At 45.7% G+C, this 20,584-nt stretch carries 17 protein-coding genes and 1 pseudogene; 4 read left to right on the top strand and 14 right to left on the bottom strand.

What is annotated here, in order from left to right:
• Positions 1-287: 287 nt before the first annotated feature.
• A complete protein-coding gene (locus NOM90_RS05230; protein ID WP_255940446.1) occupies positions 288-539 on the top strand; it encodes a KGG domain-containing protein in 252 nt (83 codons plus the stop codon).
• A gap of 176 nt (positions 540-715) precedes the next feature.
• Here NOM90_RS05230 and NOM90_RS05235 read toward each other — a convergent pair whose 3' ends face one another.
• Entirely contained in the window at positions 716-2,158 is a 1,443-nt protein-coding gene (locus NOM90_RS05235; RefSeq protein WP_255940447.1) for a polysaccharide deacetylase family protein, read from the bottom strand.
• 153 nt (positions 2,159-2,311) lie between these two features.
• Here NOM90_RS05235 and NOM90_RS05240 point away from each other — a divergent pair, with 153 nt between their 5' ends.
• Positions 2,312-3,499 (top strand): AI-2E family transporter, encoded by a 1,188-nt coding sequence (locus tag NOM90_RS05240; RefSeq protein ID WP_255940448.1) that lies wholly within the window; start codon positions 2,312-2,314, stop codon positions 3,497-3,499.
• A 109-nt stretch (positions 3,500-3,608) separates the two neighbouring features.
• Positions 3,609-5,102 (top strand): annotated as a pseudogene (locus NOM90_RS05245) (catalase); the annotation flags it as partial.
• Between the two features lie 98 nt (positions 5,103-5,200).
• Here the strand turns inward: NOM90_RS05245 and NOM90_RS05250 are convergent.
• The 12 genes from NOM90_RS05250 to cymR all read right to left on the bottom strand — a co-directional run bounded on the left by NOM90_RS05250 (position 5,201) and on the right by cymR (position 17,823).
• Complete coding sequence (locus NOM90_RS05250; protein WP_255940450.1) at positions 5,201-7,549, bottom strand: methyl-accepting chemotaxis protein; 2,349 nt, start codon at positions 7,547-7,549, stop codon at positions 5,201-5,203.
• A 280-nt stretch (positions 7,550-7,829) separates the two neighbouring features.
• On the bottom strand, positions 7,830-9,137 hold the full coding sequence (locus NOM90_RS05255; protein WP_305120934.1) for a peptidase U32 family protein: 1,308 nt from the start codon (positions 9,135-9,137) through the stop codon (positions 7,830-7,832).
• 27 nt (positions 9,138-9,164) lie between these two features.
• Positions 9,165-10,097, bottom strand: coding sequence for a peptidase U32 family protein (locus NOM90_RS05260; RefSeq protein ID WP_255940451.1), 933 nt, complete (start codon positions 10,095-10,097; stop codon positions 9,165-9,167).
• 30 nt (positions 10,098-10,127) lie between these two features.
• Complete coding sequence (mltG, locus tag NOM90_RS05265; RefSeq protein ID WP_255940452.1) at positions 10,128-11,201, bottom strand: endolytic transglycosylase MltG; 1,074 nt, start codon at positions 11,199-11,201, stop codon at positions 10,128-10,130.
• Between the two features lie 103 nt (positions 11,202-11,304).
• The gene (locus tag NOM90_RS05270) at positions 11,305-11,613 is read right to left on the bottom strand and encodes a DUF1292 domain-containing protein (RefSeq protein WP_255940453.1); all 309 of its coding nucleotides are present in this window, start codon (positions 11,611-11,613) and stop codon (positions 11,305-11,307) included.
• 5 nt (positions 11,614-11,618) lie between these two features.
• On the bottom strand, positions 11,619-11,918 hold the full coding sequence (locus NOM90_RS05275) for a DUF1292 domain-containing protein (protein WP_255940454.1): 300 nt from the start codon (positions 11,916-11,918) through the stop codon (positions 11,619-11,621).
• Between the two features lie 13 nt (positions 11,919-11,931).
• Positions 11,932-12,351: a Holliday junction resolvase RuvX gene (gene ruvX / locus NOM90_RS05280; protein WP_255940455.1), complete on the bottom strand. Its 420-nt coding sequence runs from the start codon at positions 12,349-12,351 to the stop codon at positions 11,932-11,934.
• Between the two features lie 12 nt (positions 12,352-12,363).
• Positions 12,364-12,621 (bottom strand): IreB family regulatory phosphoprotein, encoded by a 258-nt coding sequence (locus NOM90_RS05285; RefSeq protein WP_172193996.1) that lies wholly within the window; start codon positions 12,619-12,621, stop codon positions 12,364-12,366.
• Positions 12,622-12,756: 135 nt separating this feature from the next.
• Positions 12,757-15,396: an alanine--tRNA ligase gene (gene alaS, locus NOM90_RS05290; RefSeq protein WP_255940576.1), complete on the bottom strand. Its 2,640-nt coding sequence runs from the start codon at positions 15,394-15,396 to the stop codon at positions 12,757-12,759.
• A gap of 488 nt (positions 15,397-15,884) precedes the next feature.
• Positions 15,885-16,094 carry a hypothetical protein gene (locus NOM90_RS05295; protein WP_255940456.1) on the bottom strand — a complete coding sequence of 70 codons (210 nt, stop codon included), beginning with the start codon at positions 16,092-16,094 and terminating at the stop codon, positions 15,885-15,887.
• A gap of 147 nt (positions 16,095-16,241) precedes the next feature.
• A complete protein-coding gene (locus NOM90_RS05300; protein WP_255940457.1) occupies positions 16,242-17,387 on the bottom strand; it encodes a cysteine desulfurase family protein in 1,146 nt (381 codons plus the stop codon).
• A 16-nt stretch (positions 17,388-17,403) separates the two neighbouring features.
• Positions 17,404-17,823, bottom strand: a complete 420-nt coding sequence (cymR, locus tag NOM90_RS05305; protein ID WP_255940458.1) for a cysteine metabolism transcriptional regulator CymR — start codon at positions 17,821-17,823, stop codon at positions 17,404-17,406.
• A gap of 318 nt (positions 17,824-18,141) precedes the next feature.
• On the opposite strand from cymR, the gene mnmA reads away from it, so the two are divergent.
• Positions 18,142-19,281 (top strand): tRNA 2-thiouridine(34) synthase MnmA, encoded by a 1,140-nt coding sequence (mnmA, locus tag NOM90_RS05310; RefSeq protein ID WP_255940459.1) that lies wholly within the window; start codon positions 18,142-18,144, stop codon positions 19,279-19,281.
• A gap of 99 nt (positions 19,282-19,380) precedes the next feature.
• Here mnmA and NOM90_RS05315 read toward each other — a convergent pair whose 3' ends face one another.
• Positions 19,381-20,523 carry an LCP family protein gene (locus NOM90_RS05315; RefSeq protein ID WP_255940460.1) on the bottom strand — a complete coding sequence of 381 codons (1,143 nt, stop codon included), beginning with the start codon at positions 20,521-20,523 and terminating at the stop codon, positions 19,381-19,383.
• Positions 20,524-20,584: the final 61 nt, after the last annotated feature.

The raw sequence follows: 20,584 nt of genomic DNA on the forward strand, positions 1-20,584 counted from the left end.
GTCAACAAAAAAACGAAAATAAACCGATACGAACGTTCATTTATAACAGATCAGGTCTAGAAAAGAACATTTTTCAAAATATCCGTCATTTTATCTCGATTTTTAAGCCAATTTATTTAAAAAACGAAAAGTTTATGAATGCCTTTTCAAGCCGCGCGACTGCAAGGATTTGGAAAGGAAAGATTGCTCGGTAGGGTTTTTTTAAGCTTGCTCGGCGTTTCATCCTAAAAAGTCGGTGGTAAATAGTTGGTGCACGCGGCATTTACAACTACTGAGGAGTGATTGAGATGGCAAACAGTCAGTCGGGCAACAAGAAAATGAGTCGCGAAGAAGCCGGCCGTATGGGTGGAGAAGCTACGGCGAAAAAGCACAGCCGAGAATTCTATCAAGATATTGGACGCAAAGGCGGCAAAGCTACGGCGAAATCGCACAGTCGAGAGTTCTATCAAGAAATCGGTCGCAAAGGCGGAGAAGCCACTTCCAATTCTCACGACAAAGATTTTTATCGCGAGATTGGTCGCAAAGGCGGGCAAAAGTAATTTCAAATATGTGTAGGCAGCTGGATTTTCGCTTATGTTCCTCACGCGCGCCAACCGAAAGAACCGATCTTTAGAGACTCGGTTTTTTCGGTTGGACGTGCTTTTTTTGTTTGAAATTAAAAAAAGCCGAGAGAATGAAGTTCTCTTGGCGGTGGAAGCGAGTAGACTGCGAGGAATCAAGTCACGACCTCAGCAGGGTGAGTTTCTTTAATCGCAGGCTTATCTGGTGTATTCGATGGTTCCGAAGAAACATCAAGAGGCAGCGGACTATGATCACTTACCCTTTTGCGTTTGCGATCTTCGCGTTTATGATTTTTGAAATCTCGATTGAGTAGAACGTCCATAGGCATCAACATGATTTTGGGTACTAAAAGTTGGGATTGTTCGCCAAGCCTTGAAGTTCCCGAAGGATGCAATACGCTAAGTAAGATTTTAAGATAAACGCGTGTAAGTTTGGCAAAGATAGTTTCTGGCAAATCCAGCACTTGAAATCCGAATTGTTCGGGGCCACGATTGATCATACTGACTCCATACAATCCTTTCGTATCGCGAAGTTTCGGATCTTGGCGGATGTATTCCGCAATTTTGGGTAAACTCCGCTCGGTCTCGCGTACGATCTGAATCGCGGTTTGCATCGACGAGCGTGAACGGCTGCTGAACTCAAACAACATTTTATTATCCAAATGCAGTTCAACGACAGTATCGCCCTTTTTCAATTGCTGACCGTGTTCAAGTTCCAAAGTCTGACCGGAATACTTCGTTTTACGAAAATGGAAAAACGGAGCTCCTTCCGCTTCTTGAAGTCGGAATGCCCATTTGAATCCTTTTTCATATTGCAACCAACCGGCAACGAGCCATTTTTTGATCGGAGAAAGCTTGCGACCTTCGGCTTTGAATTTAGCTTTTGCCGATTGTTCGGTAGCTGCCATTAATTTTTTTACGGTTACGCTACTCAGCCCTTGAGCATACGCTTCTTCCAAAAACCGTTCCAATGCGCGCAACATATTTTCCGGTGCTTTATCATTAGCTCCAAGCGTAGCCCCGCAATCATGCAGTACGAGAACTTCTCCGCCCTTCATTTTGCGGCGCATTCGTTTCAATAGACGTTCTTCGCCGACATTTTTGCGCCAATCTCCGAAAATCCCTGACCACAATACCAACTTCAATTCATGTCGACCGACAAGGTCAAATAAATTCACGATACCCCACGGCGGACGGTAATACACAGCACGTTTCCCGGTTACATTCTCGATCACTTCGTTGGTACGATTAATTTGCTTGCGTACAGAACCTGGTCGCATTAACCAGTTGGAACGATGAATATAATTATGAATGCCGATGGCATGCCCTTCAGCCTGCATCCGTTTGAGCAACTCTGGATGTTGAACCGCATGTGAACCCACCACAAAAAACGTCGCTTTCGCCTCGTACCGTTTGAGAAGGTCAAGTAATTGCGCCGTATATTGAGGGTCTGGCCCATCATCAAATGTTAAAGCAAACTCCGTTTCACTTACACCTTTACGAAAAGCACGGAATCCAAAAATCCGACTGATTAGACCCGGAAGAAATGCGTAAAAAGAAGATAAGTAAAAGAGCCATATCAGTAATGTCGTTTCCATTTCTGCTCTCCGTTTCTCTTTTTTGAAATCTGAGCAAGAGGTAGGAATATCTATTGCTCGTTATCATCACTTTATTTTATCATAGGAATCAATGGAATCAATGCAAAAGTGATGGCTTCCATCGTCCAATCTACATAACAAAGGAGTTTGTTCATGATCTCGTTATACCGCAAATATTGGCGTACCGCGTTCGATATTGCACTACTTATTCTAACTGTCTATCTAGTCATGCTAAGTTTTAGCTGGTTGTACAGTATTGCCGCCCCTGTCTTTTTGTCGATTGTCGTATATTTGATTATCGAACCGTTTGCCCGTTTTTTGCACCGTCGAAAAGTACCTAAGCCTTTAGCTGCCGCGATTTCGGTTTTACTTTTTGTTTCTGTCATTTTAGGCGCAATATTCGGAGCCGGGCTCATTTTCGTGTCTCAAATTTCTCGTTTAACAGACAATTTGCCGCAGTATACGTCGATCATTCAAGTTCAGTTTGCATCGATCACCGAATTTTTGCATCGTGAACTGAATGCGTTTCCTGCCGGAACGGTAGACAAAGCCAACGAGTACTTCGCTTTGTTCACCGATCAACTGACAAACTGGCTCAAATATGCGTTCACGCACATTCTTGCTTTTATTACTTCGTTCTCAAGCTTTATCGTAAGTTTTGCGATCTCGATCATCCTTGCTTTTTTCCTCAGTTCGGAAATCATTTGGTGGAAAAAGATCGCGCAAGACAAGACGCCCAACACATTCAAGCAAGCTTATCAATTTTTGAAAAATCATGTATTCCGTTCAATCGGTTCGTATCTCAAAGCTCAAGCGATTCTCGTTCTGATTACGTTCGCGATCGTCTATATTTCGTTACTCATTTTGCGTGTCGATAACGCATTTGCGATTTCGGTCGTCTCGGCATTATTCGATATTTTACCGCTGCTCGGCGTACCTGCAATCTTTATTCCGTGGGTCATTTACTTGCTCATTATCGGCAACACTAGCCTTGCGATCGGATTGATTGTTGTTCTTGTGATCGTGATGCTGACGCGCCAATTGCTTGAACCTAAAATAGCGGGAAATTCAATCGGGGTGTCTTCGGCGTATTTGATGCTTTCTTTTGTGTTAATTTCAACTTCGTTATTTGGTGTAGCAGGGCTGATATTGGCTCCGATCTTGCTTATTCTGATCAAAGAACTGCTCCAAGAAGGATATTTGCAACGTTGGATTCGGATGCCGCAAGAAGAATTTAGTGTGCATCCGCTCAGCCCTTCAGGAACGCAGCCACCTTCTGCTACTCCACAGAGTCCACCATCGACACCTTCGTCTTCTTCTGATCCCAACTTACCGGATTGAGTCGGATGCTTCAAAACGTTGCGGATTGGGTATATAAATTGCGTATGTCCATTTTTATCCAAGTTAGCAAGTGTACTCCATTATCCGACCAGAAGGAAAGGGGATCCACATGAGCGAGGACAAAAAACCGCAACAAGACAATCAAGCACCCGAGGATATGACGTTGACGACTCGGCAAGGTCATCCGGTTCAAGACAATCAAAATGTACGAACAGTAGGGAGCCGAGGGCCTACAACGCTTGAAAATTATCAGTTTCTTGAAAAGATCACCCATTTCGACCGCGAACGCATTCCTGAACGAGTCGTTCACGCACGCGGTGCAGGGGCACACGGTGTATTTACGGCTTACGGAACAGCCGGCGAAGAACCGGTATCGAAATATACTCGCGCTAAACTTTTTCAAGAAAAAGGGAAAGAAACACCGGTCTTTGTTCGTTTCTCAAGCGTTATTCACGGCGGACATTCCCCGGAAACATTGCGCGATCCTCGCGGATTCGCTACAAAATTTTATACGGAAGACGGCAACTGGGATTTGGTCGGCAATAATCTGAAAGTATTTTTTATTCGCGACCCTTTGAAATTCCCGGATATGGTGCATGCTTTCAAACCAGATCCGATCACGAATGTACAAAGTATGGAACGGTTTTTCGATTTTGTCTCGCTCAGCCCTGAAGCTACCCATATGGTGACTTTCTTATTCTCGCCGTGGGGCATTCCCGCCAACTATCGGCAAATGCAAGGCTCCGGCGTCAATACGTATAAATGGGTCAATACCGAAGGTGAAGCGGTATTGATCAAATATCACTGGGAACCCTTGGGTCAAGGCGTGCATAATCTGAAGCAGCAAGAAGCCAATGCGATTCAATCAACGGAGTTCAATCATGCTACGCTCGATTTGTATACGGCGATAGAAAAAGGCGATTATCCAGAGTGGGAACTGTGCGTACAGATCATGGAAGACCATGAACATCCAGAACTGGATTTCGATCCGCTCGACGATACGAAGTTATGGCCGCCGGAACAATTCCCATTTCTTCCTGTCGGCAAAATGACGCTCAACCGCAATCCGGAAGATTACTTTACCGAAGTCGAACAAGCGGCATTCGGTACAGGCGTGCTCGTCGATGGATTAGATTTTTCCGATGATAAAATGTTACAAGGACGTACATTCTCTTACTCGGATACTCAGCGTCACCGCGTCGGCGCCAACTATTTGCAACTGCCGATCAATGCACCCAAAACGCATGTCGCGACAAACCAAAGCGGCGGACAAATGCAATATAAAGTAGACCGGGCACCCGGGCAAAATCCACACGTGAACTATGAACCTTCTTCAATGGGCGGACTGAAAGAAGCGCCAAAACCGGGCAAAGATCACGAACCCGAATACCACGCTAAATTAGTCAGAGCTCCGATTGATCGTCCGAACAATTTCGGTCAAGCGGGTGATACCTATCGCTCATTTGAAGATTGGGAAAGAGATGAATTGATCAACAATCTGATTGGCGCTTTATCTCAATGCAAAGCCGATATTCAGGAACGAATGATTGATTACTTTACCCAAGCCGATGCCGATTATGGTCGGCGTGTATCCGAAGGTTTGGCTGCCAAGTAAGTCATTATACGAATAGACGCAAAAAAGCTTTGGGCTTGAAGCCCAAAGCTTTTTGTTTTGCCTTTTTGAAACTAGACGAATTTGGGTTATACCGTGAATTTCGAGATCGATTCTTTTAATTCGCTCGAAACATTGCTTAATTTAGTCGACAATTCAACCAAGCGTACACCGACATTTTGCTGCTCGCTACTGAGGGAAGCCACTTCTTGCGACGTTGCAGAAGACTCTTCGGCAACCGCGCTGACACTTGTCATCGCTTCAGCCATTGTTTTTTGCGCTTGACCCAGTTCCCCGATCGAAGTCGTTACGCCTTGAAGTTTACCGGAGAACAATTCCATCTGCGTCTGAACCGAATCGAAGATGCCCGTTGTTTGTTTAACCGCTTGAACTTGTTCTTGGAACATTGGATAGACGGTCGACAATGTGCGCACCGTTTCATCCATTTCAGATTGAATATTATCCGTAATCTCTCCAACCATATCGATCGATTCGCGTGAACGATTAGCAAGCTGACGGATTTCTCCGGCAACGACCATAAATCCTTGACCTGCTGCGCCTGCTCGAGCCGCTTCGATCGCTGCGTTCAGCGACAAGATATTCGTTTGCTTCGTAATATCTTGCATCGCATTCAGCACTTTCATAACCGAAGATGTACTTTCTTTCAACGCATCTACTCTTGTTACCAGTGAGCGCACCATATCTTCCGTGCTGCCTGTTTGCGTCAGCAGCTTGTCGAGATGCACGGTACCTTCGCGGCTTGCAGTCTGTACCTGACGTGCAGAACTGTCCATCTCGCGGTTGGCAACGACTACATTTTCCATACGTTCGCCAATTTGCTCCGTCAGCTCGGTACTTTTCTCCGCTTCTTGCGCCAGACTGGAAGCTCCATTTGCGATTTCTTCCGTTGCTGTCGCAATCTCGCGTGCAGAAGTTGCCGTCTGTTTAGACGCTTGCTCTAATTCGTCTGCTGTATCCAAAACTTGCTGCGCCGTATCCGTCGTCTGACGAATCAAATCCGTAATCCGATCCATCATTCGGTTAAATGCACTTGCAAGCTCTCCGATCTCGTCTTTGGACTGATAATCCGTTCGTACGCTCAGATTGCCTGTCGCACCTTCTTGCATCAGACCTTTTAGCTGAGCCAATGGACGCCCGATCATACGAACCATCCATACTCCGATTGCTACAGCGACTACTACAGCTACGGCAATAAAGATCACAATCAGAATTAAAATACCGACTGCGCCTTCAAGCAATACTTGCATCGGAACCGTACCGATCAATTTCCAGCCGGATGTTTCCATCGTGTTGTACGCTGCCAATACTTTAATATCGAACTGCTTCGCTTCAAACTTGCCGCTGGTTCCTAAATTTTCTTGTTCGAATACATAAGTGCTCGGTTGACCCGCCGAACCGGTTACTCCGGAAGCTACGTTTGTTCCATCCGCTGATACCAACTCGATATGACTGCCTTCTCCGAAAGTGACCGATTTCAGTTGGTCTTCCAATGTCTTCACATCAAGTTGTACGCCGATTACGAACTTCTCGCCACTACCATTTGTCGTCGACATGATTCGAACCAAGCTATAACTGTTTTTTATCGCATCAGTAGGTAGCCACAATACGTTATTTTTTCCTTCAAGCAATTCTTTGTACCATGCTTCAGTCCGCACTTCTTCTGCTGTAGGCAATTGATTGCCTGCTGTGAAGAAATGATTCGTTGTTTCGTCCGTCGATAAGAAATACACCGATTGCAACCCGCTCGTTACGTTCACTTGATTGCTAAGTGAATCGTTGATTTGGCGAATCGCTTGAAAACGTTCAAAATCTGAAGTGGAACGCTGCATATTGTTGATCGCATCTTGAACTTCAGGATTAAAGAAAATCTGGGTCGATGTATCCATATAACGCTGCAAAATAATATCTAGCTTTTGCGACGTCTGAATCACGGTTTGTTCGTTTGCGGCTGCCGCATTATCTTTGATCGTATTGCGTGCTTTGACATAAGACATAATGCCAAGTAGTGATACGAATAAAACCATACTCGCCAAAAAGATAAAGAACAAACGGATTCCAACTGACTTGCGAGGATCGATAGCACGCCAATTTTTCACTAAACCGATCGTCGAATTTTTCAAGTTTCCAGTGAAACGTTTCGAACGATTAGGTTTATTGTTTTTTTTGCGTGTTAAAGAGGTTAGCATTTTACGAGTTTTTGTCTTTAAAGCGTTATCATTTTTAGAAATGCCAATAGAACTATTTTCTGTATCTACCGGTACCTGATTTAATGACTCTTCTTTAAGCTCGCTCAATTTTTTAGGTCTTTTTTCTTTTCTCAGCAATTTCAGCGAAGGCTTCCCTTTTCCTTCACGTTGAGTGCTTTTTGGCTTCACTACAGGATTTTCTCCGTTGCTTCCGCCTTTTTTTCTCATCATACCCATATTCCCCACCCGCCAGTCAGTTAGAATCAGCGCTGCAACACCGGAGTTGAGAATGAAATGGATCTACCTATGTACCTACTCTCTACTCTAAAAGTCCCGGATTACAAAATGCTGGTTACCCTTATTATCGGTCTTAGCAAGCAAATTGCAAAGGAAAATATACATTTTTTCGAAAAAAGTTAATATAAAATAAAAACCCTCCAAATCTATCAAAGATTTGAAGGGTTTTGGAAGTAATCTAATCAAACTGTGACATCAATCATTCATTTGTTACTTACTTTTTAATATTCTTTTTACGCATCATATCAAAATACCGTAGAGGTTGGTCAACTTTTATTTTCACGCGTTGCATCGGATGACGAGCCGCGTCTAATTCTTGACCTTCTTCATCCCAGATTGTACCGACAACTTGTTTGAAGAACGTCTCATTGGGGCCGAAAAATTCAATCTCGGTACCGGGTTTGAAATGATTGCGCTGCTGAATCGTTGCGATCCCTGTAGCTTCGTCGTAATCCAGTACAAGCCCTGCAAAATCGTACGGAACGGCTTTTTCTTCCGGTTCGTAAATATGATCTTCGTGATCCGGCGTATCGTAGAAAAATCCTGTGTTCAGCGGACGATTTGCCGCTTTGTTCAATTCTTCGATCCATTCCGGCTTCAATACATATCCTTCAGGATCAGCCATATAAGAATCGATCGCTTGACGATACACATTCACGACAGTCGCGACATAATGAATCGACTTCATACGTCCTTCGACTTTAAAACTATCAATGCCTACTTCGATCAAGTCCGGGATCGAACCGAGCATGCACAAATCTTTTGATCCCATTGTAAACGAATTATCGTCGGCTTGGAAGAGCGGCTGATCGCCGTTTTGATCTTGTTGTTGTTCTTCGGATACCCATTGCCCGGTTGGAGACGAATTTTCGAACAAATCGTATTTCCAACGGCAAGATTGGCAGCAGCCTCCGCGATTGGAATCCCGATCGGTAAAGTGGTTCGATAATACGCAGCGACCGGAATACGACGAACACATCGCGCCGTGTACAAACGATTCGATTTCGATGTCTACGTTTTTTTTGATTTCTGCAATTTCTTCGAGACTGGTTTCCCGTCCAAGTACAACGCGCGGCAGCCCTTCTTCTTTCCAGAATTGTACCGCTTGCCAGTTCAATGTCGACTGCTGCGTACTCAAATGAACTTCGATTAACGGCGCTGCTGTTTTGGCTGTCTCGACAATAATCGGATCGGCGGTAATAATCGCTGCGATGCCGGCTTCTTGCAGATTACGCAAATAATTAGCAATCCCGTCTAAATCTTCTTCGTGCGCGTAGATATTAGTCGCGACAAATACTTTTGCCCCATACTTTTTGGCGAACTCCACGCCTTCTTTCATTTCTTCGAAACTAAAATTGTCTGCGTTCGAACGCAGGCCGTAAGATTGTCCCCCGATATATACCGCATCTGCGCCATAATGCACAGCGAATTTTAATTTTTCCAAATTACCGGCAGGCGCCAGTAGCTCGGGTTTGTCTAACCGATACCTTTTCCCGATATGCTGTGGTTTAGCTTGCGTCATTTCCACGATACAGTCCCCTTCCCTTGCTTAATACACTTGTTCTTTATAGAAAAATCCAAACGACAATTCGCGGCGCGGATCTTGCAACTCCCGAATCTCATCCAACCAAGCTTCATCGAACGCGTACCCTTCTGGATCTGCGATAAAAGTATCGATCGCTGTGCGATAAGCTTTGGCTGCCGCTACGTTATAAGCCGTGCTTTTCAAAATACTTTCGATTTTAAAACTTTGCACGCCAGCTTCCATCATGAGATGCAAATCTTCCAAAATACAAATATCGCCGGAACTCATAATATGCGTACCGTTCGAATCTTCGTAGATAGGAAATAATTCGTCACGGCGCTCCGCTTCGATCAGATATAATCCACGATCAAGCCCAACCCGGTCATCTTCAACAGGTCGGCCTTGATTTGCCATATAGCTATGCACCAGACTGCGCTTGGAATGATAAATATTTGTCATCCCGTGTACTTGTACTTGAGCTTCTACATCCAGATGCGGCATCATGCCTGTGATTTCGTCCATATTCAGTTCACGTGCGAGTACAACCCGCGTAGCGCCGCGTTTTCCCCAATAGTTCGCTGTTCCATGATTGGTTGAAGTCATTTCGGCATTCCAATGCAGAGGCAAGTTCGGCAAAATACGGCGTGCTTGCATCAAGACCGAAGGATCGCCAAATTCAATGCCATCGACTCCAATCTCATGCATCTGTTCCAAATAACCCGGTAAAGAAGGCAAGACTTCATTATCCATCAAATTATTGACGCAGACATAAATTTTAATGTCTTGCGGATGCGCAAAAGCTACCGCTTCCGCAATCATCTCCGGTGTAAATTCGCCCGGCAGTCGCATCCCAAACTTTTCTTCTCCCAATAAAAAAGCGTCACATCCGGCTTGCGCCAATGCTTTTAACTCATCTAGTGTGCTGCACGTTGCCAATAACTCGGGCTTGTACCCCATAACGGCAACCCCCTTTTTTCTAAATCTGAACTAATTGCCTTCTTTGCTTTTTTCAATATTTTGTTCATGCTCAGCAAAGGTCTTCGCAAATAAATGTTCGCCTGAGCCGTCTTTTTTCGTTACATAAAACAGATAATCCGAAGCTTCCGGTTGCAAAGCGGCTTCGATCGATTTCAGACTCGGCGCAGCAATCGGTCCCGGCGGCAGCCCTTCGTTTCGGTACGTATTGTAAGGGCTATCGATTTTCAAATCCGAATAAAGCAATCGTTCTTTTTGTTCGCCAAGTGCATACTGAACCGTAGCATCAATCTGAAGTCTCATCGAATCGTCCAAACGATTATAGATCACGCCTGCAATCAGCGGACGTTCCGAATCGACTACGGCTTCACGTTCGACCAAAGACGCAACGGTTAGCAATTCATGAACACTTAGCCCACGCTCTTTAAGCAGCTGATCAAAATTCGGAATGGATTGTAACTTGCGGGTCGTCTCTTGAACTAACCTACGAACAAGATCTTCTTCACTGGCATTCGCTACAAATTCATACGTATCCGGGAACAAATAACCTTCCAGCGCGTATTGAAGATCTTGACTGTCCGGAATCGGCGCCGGTAAATCTTCACTGAATTTTTGCGGCTCACGAGATAGTTGACGGATACTTTTGGCATCCCAGTTCCCTGCTTTTTCAAAACGTTCCGCAATCTGCTTAATCGTCAATCCTTCGGGGATTGTCACTTTCACCGACGCATTAGGATCTGCCGAATTCCCGTTACCATTCGGTTTCTGATTAAGTGCTGCTGTGATCGAAGCATAATCAGCGCCTGGCATCAACGCATGATTGCCTACTTGGAACGAACTGCCTTCATTCTCGATTCGCAAATAAACCTTGTATAAGAGCGCACTTCGGATCAATCCTTTTTCTTGCAATTGATCGGCGATGCCGGCTGTACCGATTCCTTCTTCCACTACAAAATCGACCGCTTGATCCGAACTTTCAACCGGACGCATCGATAGATAGATAAATGTTCCGACCGAAGCAATCAGCAAAATAAAAATGAGTACAAACAAAAAAGGAGCTTTCGATCTTTTTTTCGTTCTGACCACAATAGCGCACATCCTTTATTAGACTTCCGAATTCACTAAGTCATTATTTTTGCGCACGGCAAAACGGACCAGGATAACCGGGTCCGCCTTGCTTCTTATTTCGTTAAATTTCTTCGGGGAAAGTCATTTCGTCGAACAATTCGGCTACATTTTCCCACTCGTCATCGTCGTCGATCGTTACCAATTGAACTTCGCCTGCTGAAGATGTCTCGATTTTGAGAATCTGAACATCGTCATCTTCTCCAGCATTTTCATTTTGAAGAACGGCGTAAGCACCACCGCCAACTTCAAATTCTTTGACGATCCGGTAGGTTACCGATTCGGCGTTCTCATCGATCAATTCGACAAACAATCCGTATACCTGCTCCAGCTTGTTCGTATATACGACTTGACTTGCGGAAAATTCCGTCATCGTTTCTATTCCTCCCCATCCAGTTCAGCAACAAGTGTATTGAAAGTTTCTTCAACGATCTGCCATTCAGCTTCGTCTTCAATGACATACAGCTTCAGATCGTCATCGTCTTCTTCGTAACGGAACGCATACACTTCGTCCGCTTCTTCATCTTCAGAATCCAAAGGAACGACCATCATGTATTTGCTGTCCGAACCGTCCACTTCGAATTTCATAATGACTTCAAAGCCTTCGTCTTGACCTTCTTCATCCGGAATATAAATAATTTCCGGTTCTTCGCCTACCAGGTTAGGATCATTTGCCATACCAGTCACCCTTTCAATGTTTCGATTTCGAATCGAGATAATTTTGCAGAATCAGACCCGCCGCGATTTTGTCGACGACCTGCTTACGCTTTTTCCGGCTCACATCGGCTTCGAGCAGTGTTCGCTCAGCAGATACCGTTGTCAACCGTTCATCCCAAAGGTGAACAGGCAGACCCAACACTTCTCGTAGCGATTCAGCGAACTCGATACAAAGTTCGCCGCGAGGGCCGATGGTACCGTTCATGTTTTTCGGAAGACCGACGACAACCTCTTCGACTTCGTTCGACTTCGCGAGTTCAACGATTCGCTCTAAATACGAATCGTTGCCTTCACGACGATGGATCACTTCAATGCCTTGTGCAGTCCAACCGAAAGCGTCGCTGACCGCAACGCCGATTCGGCGGTCTCCATAATCGAGACCCAGCAATTTCATAGTTACTATCTCCTATCGAAGCTTGGACAAATAAGAACGAACCAGCTCTTCGATCAATTCATCGCGTTCTTTTTTCCGGATCAGGCTTCGCGCATTGTTATGTCTCGGGATGTAAGCCGGATCACCAGACAACAAGTAGCCTACGATCTGATTGATCGGATTGTACTCCTTTTCCACAAGCGCGTCGTACACGGTCAGCAAAATTTCCTGTGCAGAAGTTTCTTCATCACCTTGTACGTTGAACTTAACAGTTTTGTCCATGGAATCCATAAGGATTACACCTCGCTTTACAAAGCGTCCGCATTTAAGCGGCATACTTCGATGCCTTAATATTTAATCTTAATTATCATATCACACTTTTAGCCGATCAAGAAACGGACAATCTGGATACAATGTCGATCAAAATTAAGCGTTAAGCGATTGTTCGAGCATCGATACAGCTGTATTCAGCGCTTCTTGCAACTTCGATGCGTCTTTACCTCCGGCTTGAGCCATGTCAGGACGACCGCCGCCGCCACCGCCGCATACGGTTGCTGCTTCTTTTACAAGCTTACCTGCGTTCAGACCGCGTGCCGTCAATTCTTTAGGAACGACAACAACGAAGTTCACTTTGTCATCCGAAGGTGCGCCCAGAATCAGTACCGCTTGTGGAAGTTTCACTTTCAATTCATCTGCCAAAGAACGCAGTGCGTCCATACCCGAAGCGGCTACAGATTCAGCAAGGACTTGGACATCGCCAACTTGACGTACACGATCCGTCAATTGACCCGCTTCGATCGCGCCAAGCTTACCGCGCAGCGATTCGATCTCGCGCTCTGCATCTTTCAACTGCTTGTTCAAACCGTCGATACGTTTTGGAACTTCGGTCACTGGAGTCTTAAGTGCAGCTGCCGATTGCTTCAGCAGTTCCAATTGATCGTCCAGATACAGATAAGCTCCGCGACCGGTCAAAGCTTCGATCCGGCGTACGCCGGAGCCGATGCCGCTTTCGCCCACTAATTTGAACAGACCGATTTCGCTCGTATTGCGTACGTGGCAACCTCCGCACAGCTCTAGGCTGTAATCGCCGATTTCGACCACGCGTACGATATCGCCGTATTTTTCGCCGAACAATGCCATCGCGCCCATTGCTTTCGCTTCTTCGATCCCTTTGAGTTCGATCTGGACGTGTACGCCTTTCCAGATTTGTTCATTAACGCGGCGTTCAACTTCGGCAAGCTCTTCCGGTGTGATGCTACCGAAATGCGAGAAGTCAAAACGCAGACGTTGCGGTTCAACCAGCGATCCTGCTTGATTTACATGGCTGCCGAGCACTTCTTTGAGCGCTTTGTGCAGCAAGTGTGTAGCGGTATGGTTTTTCTCAATCGCTGCGCGAGAATCACGTTCAACACTTGCGCGTACGTCGTCGCCCACATGCAATTCGCCGGATTCAACGGTTACTTGATGCACATGTTGACCGCCTGGAGCTTTCATCAGGCCTTCTACGTTCAATGTGCCCGTGAACGAAGAGATCGTACCTACGTCGCTGACTTGACCGCCGCTTTCTGCGTAAAACGGAGTGCGATCCAATACAACCAATGCCGAATCGCCTTCGCCTACCGACTCCACGATTTCGCCGTCTTTGATCAGTACAACGATTTTGGATTCAACGGATGTTTCACCATAACCGACGAATTCGCTAGCCGCTTCAAGTTCGGACAATGCGCCGCCTTGAATATTCATGCCGCCGCCTTTTTTATGCGCTTCGCGAGCACGCGTACGTTGCTCTTGCATCGCGTTTTCAAATCCTTCACGGTCTACCGTCATACCATGTTCCAATGCAAAATCTTCGGTAAGATCAAGCGGGAAGCCGTACGTATCGTACATTTTGAACGCGTCTTCGCCGCCGATCGTACTTTCGCCTGCTGCTTTTGCACGTTCAGCCGTTTCAGTCAGAATAGCCAGACCGTCCGACAATGTTTTGTGGAAACGTTCTTCTTCCAGACGGATAACACGTTCGATCAATTCGCGACTCTCGACGACTTGCGTGTAGTATACGCCCATGACTTCGCCTACCGTGCGTACCAATTCGTACAAGAACGGACGATCCAGACCGATTACGCGTCCGTAACGAACCGCGCGACGAAGCAAACGACGAATCACGTAACCGCGACCTTCGTTAGAAGGTTGAACACCGTCACCTACAGAGAAGGTTACCGTACGTACATGGTCCGCAATGACTTTAAGCGCGACGTCATGTTCTTCGCTCACGCCGTACTCAATACCCGCTAATTTCGCTGCGTGTTGAATCATCGGTTGGAACAGATCGGTATCGAAGTTCGAGTTGACGTCTTGCAGAATCGAAGTCAGACGTTCCAGACCTGCGCCGGTATCAATGTTTTTGTTCGGAAGAGGTGTGTAACTACCGTCTTTATTATGGTTAAACTGCGAGAATACCAAGTTCCATACTTCAAGGAAACGTTCGTTTTCGCCGCCTGGGTACATTTCAGGATCGTTTGGATCCAATGCGCCATAAGCGTCGCCGCGGTCATAGAAAATTTCGCTACAAGGTCCGCAAGGGCCTTCGCCGATATCCCAGAAGTTTTCGTCGCCAAGCTTGATGATGCGTTCAGCTGGAAGACCTACTTTTTCATTCCACAAAGTGAATGCTTCTTCGTCTTCTGCATACACCGTTACGCTGATTTTTTCCGGATCGAAACCGATCCACTGCGGCGAGGTCAAAAATTCCCAAGCCCAAGTGATCGCTTCTTCTTTGAAATAATCACCGATCGAGAAATTGCCGAGCATTTCGAAAAATGTATGGTGACGACGCGTTTTGCCTACGTTCTCGATATCGTTCGTACGAATACATTTTTGCGAGTTCGCGATTCTTGGATTTTCCGGTTTTACACGTCCGTCGAAGTACGGCTTCAGCGGCGCCATGCCGGCATTGATCCACAGCAAAGAAGGATCGTTATGCGGCACAAGAGGTGCACTCGGTTCGATATGATGACCTTTTTGTTCGAAAAATTCTAACCATTTAGAGCGGATTTCACTAGCTTTCATCATGTTAAACCTCCGTTTTATGAATATAAAAAAACATAAAAAACGCCCCTGAAATATTCAGGGACGATTGCTCGCGGTACCACCCTGGTTATCGTCCATTCCTTTTCAATCTGCATGCAGCAGTCAAAAAGCAAATCTTGAACGATCTCCTCGATTACGTCCGTTAACGGGGACAAGTCGGCTGCGGCAATCACTTGCCAAGCACTCCGGAATTAGCTTTCGGTTCGTCGGTTTTCAAGGCTCTTTCACCCATGCAAAAATCGCAAGGAGCCTTTTCGCTGAGAAAACGTCTCTTCCAAACGTACTGGATTCCTTCATCGTTTTGTTGCCTATAGTCAATACTTCCGTAAGTATATCGGGCGTCCGAATTTCTGTCAATGACAAAGCAAAGAAGATCAAGACAGAAGACGCCTATACAAAAAAGCCGAAAAGCAGGTAGAATCGATGGCTCGACCTTTTTTTGCTTTCGGCTTCGTTAACATTGTGTATTAAGATGTCGCTTGCAGTTGATGCGCAGCATCTGTGGCATTTTCCAAGCTGAACAGATCATCTAGCGAGCTCAATGTTCCGTCTTTTTCTACTTGGTACACCGACATTTTTCCGGCATTAACCGTCAATTCGATAAAACAACTCCAGCAATAAAATTGATGAGAGCCGATTTTTCCGATATCTTTTGAACTACAATTTGGGCATTTCATAATAGCATCACCTATCCGTCCGCTTATTTGAAGTCGTGAAGAATACGTTTCTTCCGATTGAACGATTATTCACAATACGAATCGCGGAGACAAGAAGTTCAAGCTTTCTTCATGATGTGGCGAACGTTTTGCTGGGCGTATCTAGGATCAGGCACGCACGCGTCCGATAATCGATTCAATTTTTTGAACGACAGTCTCGATTTCCTCCGAAGTATTACCCAACCCGAAGCTGAATCGAATCGCGGATTTCAAAACATTTTCAGATAAATTCATTGCACGCAATACATGTGAAGTTTCAAGCGAACCTGATGTGCAAGCTGAACCGCTAGCTACCGCGATTCTTTCCATATCCAAATTCATTAACATCGTTTCGGTACCGACTGCTGGAAAACTCACATTCACGATATGCGCCAACGTATGCGACGGATCACCGTTGAGCACAAACTTGTCGCTTCCGATCCGCTGCTCCAATTTCCCCAAAAACTCTTGGCGTAAATGGTGTAACTGGGCATGACGCTCATCCAGACTGGATACAGCTAGTTCTACCGCTTTGGCAAACCCCGCCATCCCCGCCAGGTTTTCTGTCCCTGCACGGCGTTTGCGTTCTTGATTGCCTCCATGCAAAAGTGCAGGCAGCTTAATCTTCGGCGAAACATACAAAGCTCCGATGCCTTGAGGACCGTTGATTTTGTGAGCCGAAAAGCTGATCAGATCCGCCTTCCACTTTTCACAATCAATGTCCAAAGAACCGAGTGCCTGTACAGCGTCGGTATGAAACCAAATATCCTGTTCGCGTGCCAAAGCTCCGATCGCTTCGATATCTTGCACCGTTCCGACTTCATTATTTGCCACCATCACGCTAATCAACGTCGTATCAGGGCGTATGTGGTCGCGAATCCATTCGATATCCACGCGTCCTAACGTATCCACGGGAATATATTCCACATCGTAGCCTTGCTCGGCTAGCTGCTCAGCCGCGTGCAAAACCGCATGATGTTCAATTTGCGAAACCAGTAAATGACGACCTTTGTCGACCCTTGCTGCCGCCGCGCCGAATAATGCCATATTGTCGCTTTCGGTACCGCCCGAAGTAAAGACCAGATCAGCTGGGCGAGCGTGAATCGCAGCCGCGATCTTTTCGCGTGCATCACTCACGATTCGCTTTGCGTCTCTACCGAAAGCATGTACGCTAGAAGCATTTCCGAACGTTCCTGTCATGATTCGCAGCATTTCTTCCGCGACAAGCGGATGCATTGGCGTCGATGCTGCGTGATCCATATAAATTCGATTCATCCGATGTTCACCTCAATCAAATGTAGAACATGTAGTTGTCCGGCTCGCCTTTATCGCGGTACGAGATCAGATCGCCCAATGTCGCCGAATCGATAACGTCCGCAATAGCATCGCGAATTTTTTTCCACAGATCGCGTTTTGCCGGATCATCTTCTTCTGCAAAGTCCACGACCGAAATCGGCCCTTCAAGCACGCGAATAATTTCGCCAGCAGTCACCGTATCCGGGTCGCGCGACAAAATATAGCCGCCGTAAGCACCACGAATACTTTTGACTAATCCTCCGTTACGCAAAGGGGCAATCAATTGTTCGAGGTAATGCTCAGACAACGAATTTTTTTCGGCAATACTTTTGAGCGATGTTGGACCTTCGCCGTATCTTGCCGCAAGTTCCATCATAATAGTTAAGCCATAACGGCCTTTAGTCGATATTTTCATATAGAGGCACCTCTTTCAGTTCATTCGGGGTTACATGCTGTGTATACTCAGACTATCGTAACATACCCGTAGAGTCAGTTGCACTACAGAATGTTGTGTCACATCCAAAATGTCTTTGCAGGAAAGACGAAATGATCACATATTCAAGTCGAAACAGTCGTAACTCTCGGTATTTTGTGGTAAAATATTGCGGTACAGTCGGTGAGAATTTTTCACTTACTTATTGTCTTGCTTTTTCAAACGCGCAAAGTTGTTCGTTGCATTTTGGTTTTTATTTTTATTCTTTTTACACATTTTATATAGAAGACGGTGATCCTTATGAATAAATCTCCTCAAGAAACACGTGTCGTCGTCGGCATGTCCGGCGGTGTGGATTCTTCGGTAACAGCGTTACTGCTCAAAGAACAAGGGTACGACGTGATCGGTATTTTCATGAAAAATTGGGACGATACAGATGAATTCGGTCATTGTACCGCTGAAGACGATGCGGAAGATGTACGCCGCGTATGCGAAAAAATCGGAATCCCTTATTATACGGTAAACTTTGAAAAAGAATACTTCGACAAAGTGTTCACGTATTTCCTCGACGAATACAAGCGCGGACGTACTCCGAATCCGGACGTGATGTGCAATCGCGAAATCAAATTCGGCGAATTTTTAAATAAGGCTTTGGATTTGGGTGCGGATTATGTAGCAACTGGGCATTATGCACGTGTTGTCGAAGAAAACGGCGAGTTCAAATTGCTACGCGGTGTCGATAATAACAAAGATCAAACCTATTTCTTAAATGCACTGAACCCTTATCAATTGTCCAAAACGATGTTCCCGATCGGACATTTGCCGAAGCCGGAAGTTCGCCGCATCGCAGAAGAAGCGGGACTCGCTACCGCACGCAAAAAAGACAGTACAGGCGTATGCTTTATCGGCGAACGTAATTTCCGCGAATTTTTGAGTGGATATCTGCCAGCAAAATCGGGCGAGATGATCGATATTGCAAGCGGCGAATCCAAAGGTCGTCATGACGGCTTGATGTATTACACACTGGGACAACGTCAAGGTCTGGGTATTGGCGGATCGGGCAACGGCGAACCGTGGTTTGTTGCGGACAAAGATTTGGAAAACAATATTTTGTACGTGGTACAAGGCGACAAACATCCGAGTCTGTACTCTACAGGTCTGATCGCAAGCGGCGTGACTTTTTCTTCCGGTAAAAATGAACTTGCCGATGGTTCGCTTGCTTGCACAGCGAAATTCCGTTATCGTCAACCCGATCAACAAGTGACGTTGACTGCTTTGGAGGACGGTTCGGTTCATGTCGCTTTTGCTGAAAATCAAAAAGCGATTACCCCGGGTCAAGCTGTCGTCTTTTACGATGGAGAAACTTGCCTCGGTGGCGGTACAATTGAAGTCGTAGAAAAAGTTCCTTACGAAAAAAATGCAGGGATCAGCGTACGCTAATTTTTGACTCTTTTTCTTGCAGATAAGTTGCATAACAAAAAGCCCGCTCTTCACCAAACCGGTGAGCAGCGGGCTTTTTATTGAAATTGATAACGATTTTTATTGACCGGTATCTCCTGCGGGTTGACCTTCTTGATCGGTATGCGAATCGCCGTCTTGGTCTGTGTCATCGACAACAAGATCAGTAGCAGTCGAGTTCGGGTCCAACCATTTCGTGATAGACTCAATCGTTGATTCCAAATCTTCATCATCTAAATCATAGTACCAAGCATCTCGAATCGCACCTTCGCCTTGTAACATATGGCTACTGATATCTGGTGTTGAATCGCTCATGATCACCGTTTTTGCAAGTGAAAGCATAAAGTCGGACGTCATGTTCGTTTTGAAGTTTTGTCCAGCGATCCCGATTAGCTCAGGAATTTTCGTCAAGTTTTCTACACTTTTCATTCGGTTTAACACTTGTTTCAAGAAAATACGATGACGTTCTGTACGTTTGAAGTCGGAATCTTCGCGGTAACGTACATAATTTAAAGCTTCAAGACCGTCATAAATCGGCTTGTTAGGTTCAATTACGAATTTGTCGTGATTGGCTTCTTTATTTTCGATCTTCTCTGTAATCGGCAGTTCAATACCGCCCATTGCATCGACTACGTCTTTCAATCCGTTAAAGTTGATCGTCGCATAATAATCCACATCGTGCTTGAGCAATGCTTCGACCGTATCGACACTCATTTGCGCGCCGCCGTAAGCGTAAGCTGCATTGATTTTCGTTTTCGAACGTGTGCCTTTGATCGTTGGCGTTCCCACCATATCGACATAAGAATCACGAGGAATCGAAATCAGCAATACTTTATTATCAGCAGGACGAACAACCGAGTAGATGATCGAGTCCGTTCTTGCGCGCTCATCGTCGCGTTGATCGGTTCCTAGCAGCAGTACGGAAAACGGTTCTTTTGTCAGCTCGGCTACGGTCATTTCTTGATCGCCGCCGCCTTTGCCCGGTTGGTCGATGGGTGCATATGAATTATCTAAAGATTCTTTGACAGTTCCCGCCAAGAGTGTATCAAAAGCCAACACCATCAATTCTTTACGCAAAATAAATCCGCCTAATCCTAAAATCAACACGACAGCTAGTGCAATTAGCCAAGCTTTGCCCCTATTTTTTTTGGCATTTGGCTTTTTTTTCTTATGCCGCTCTGCTCTTGTCAGTACTTGAGCTTCGGCTGGCTGGTTTTTATCCATTTCATCTGTACCTTTCTCTCCCCACAAAAGTCGATGAGGTCTCGACGTCCCTTATGGAAGC

The sequence above is a fragment of the Saccharibacillus sp. JS10 genome, from assembly GCF_024436065.1.
Classification (GTDB): Bacteria; Bacillota; Bacilli; order Paenibacillales; family Paenibacillaceae; genus Saccharibacillus.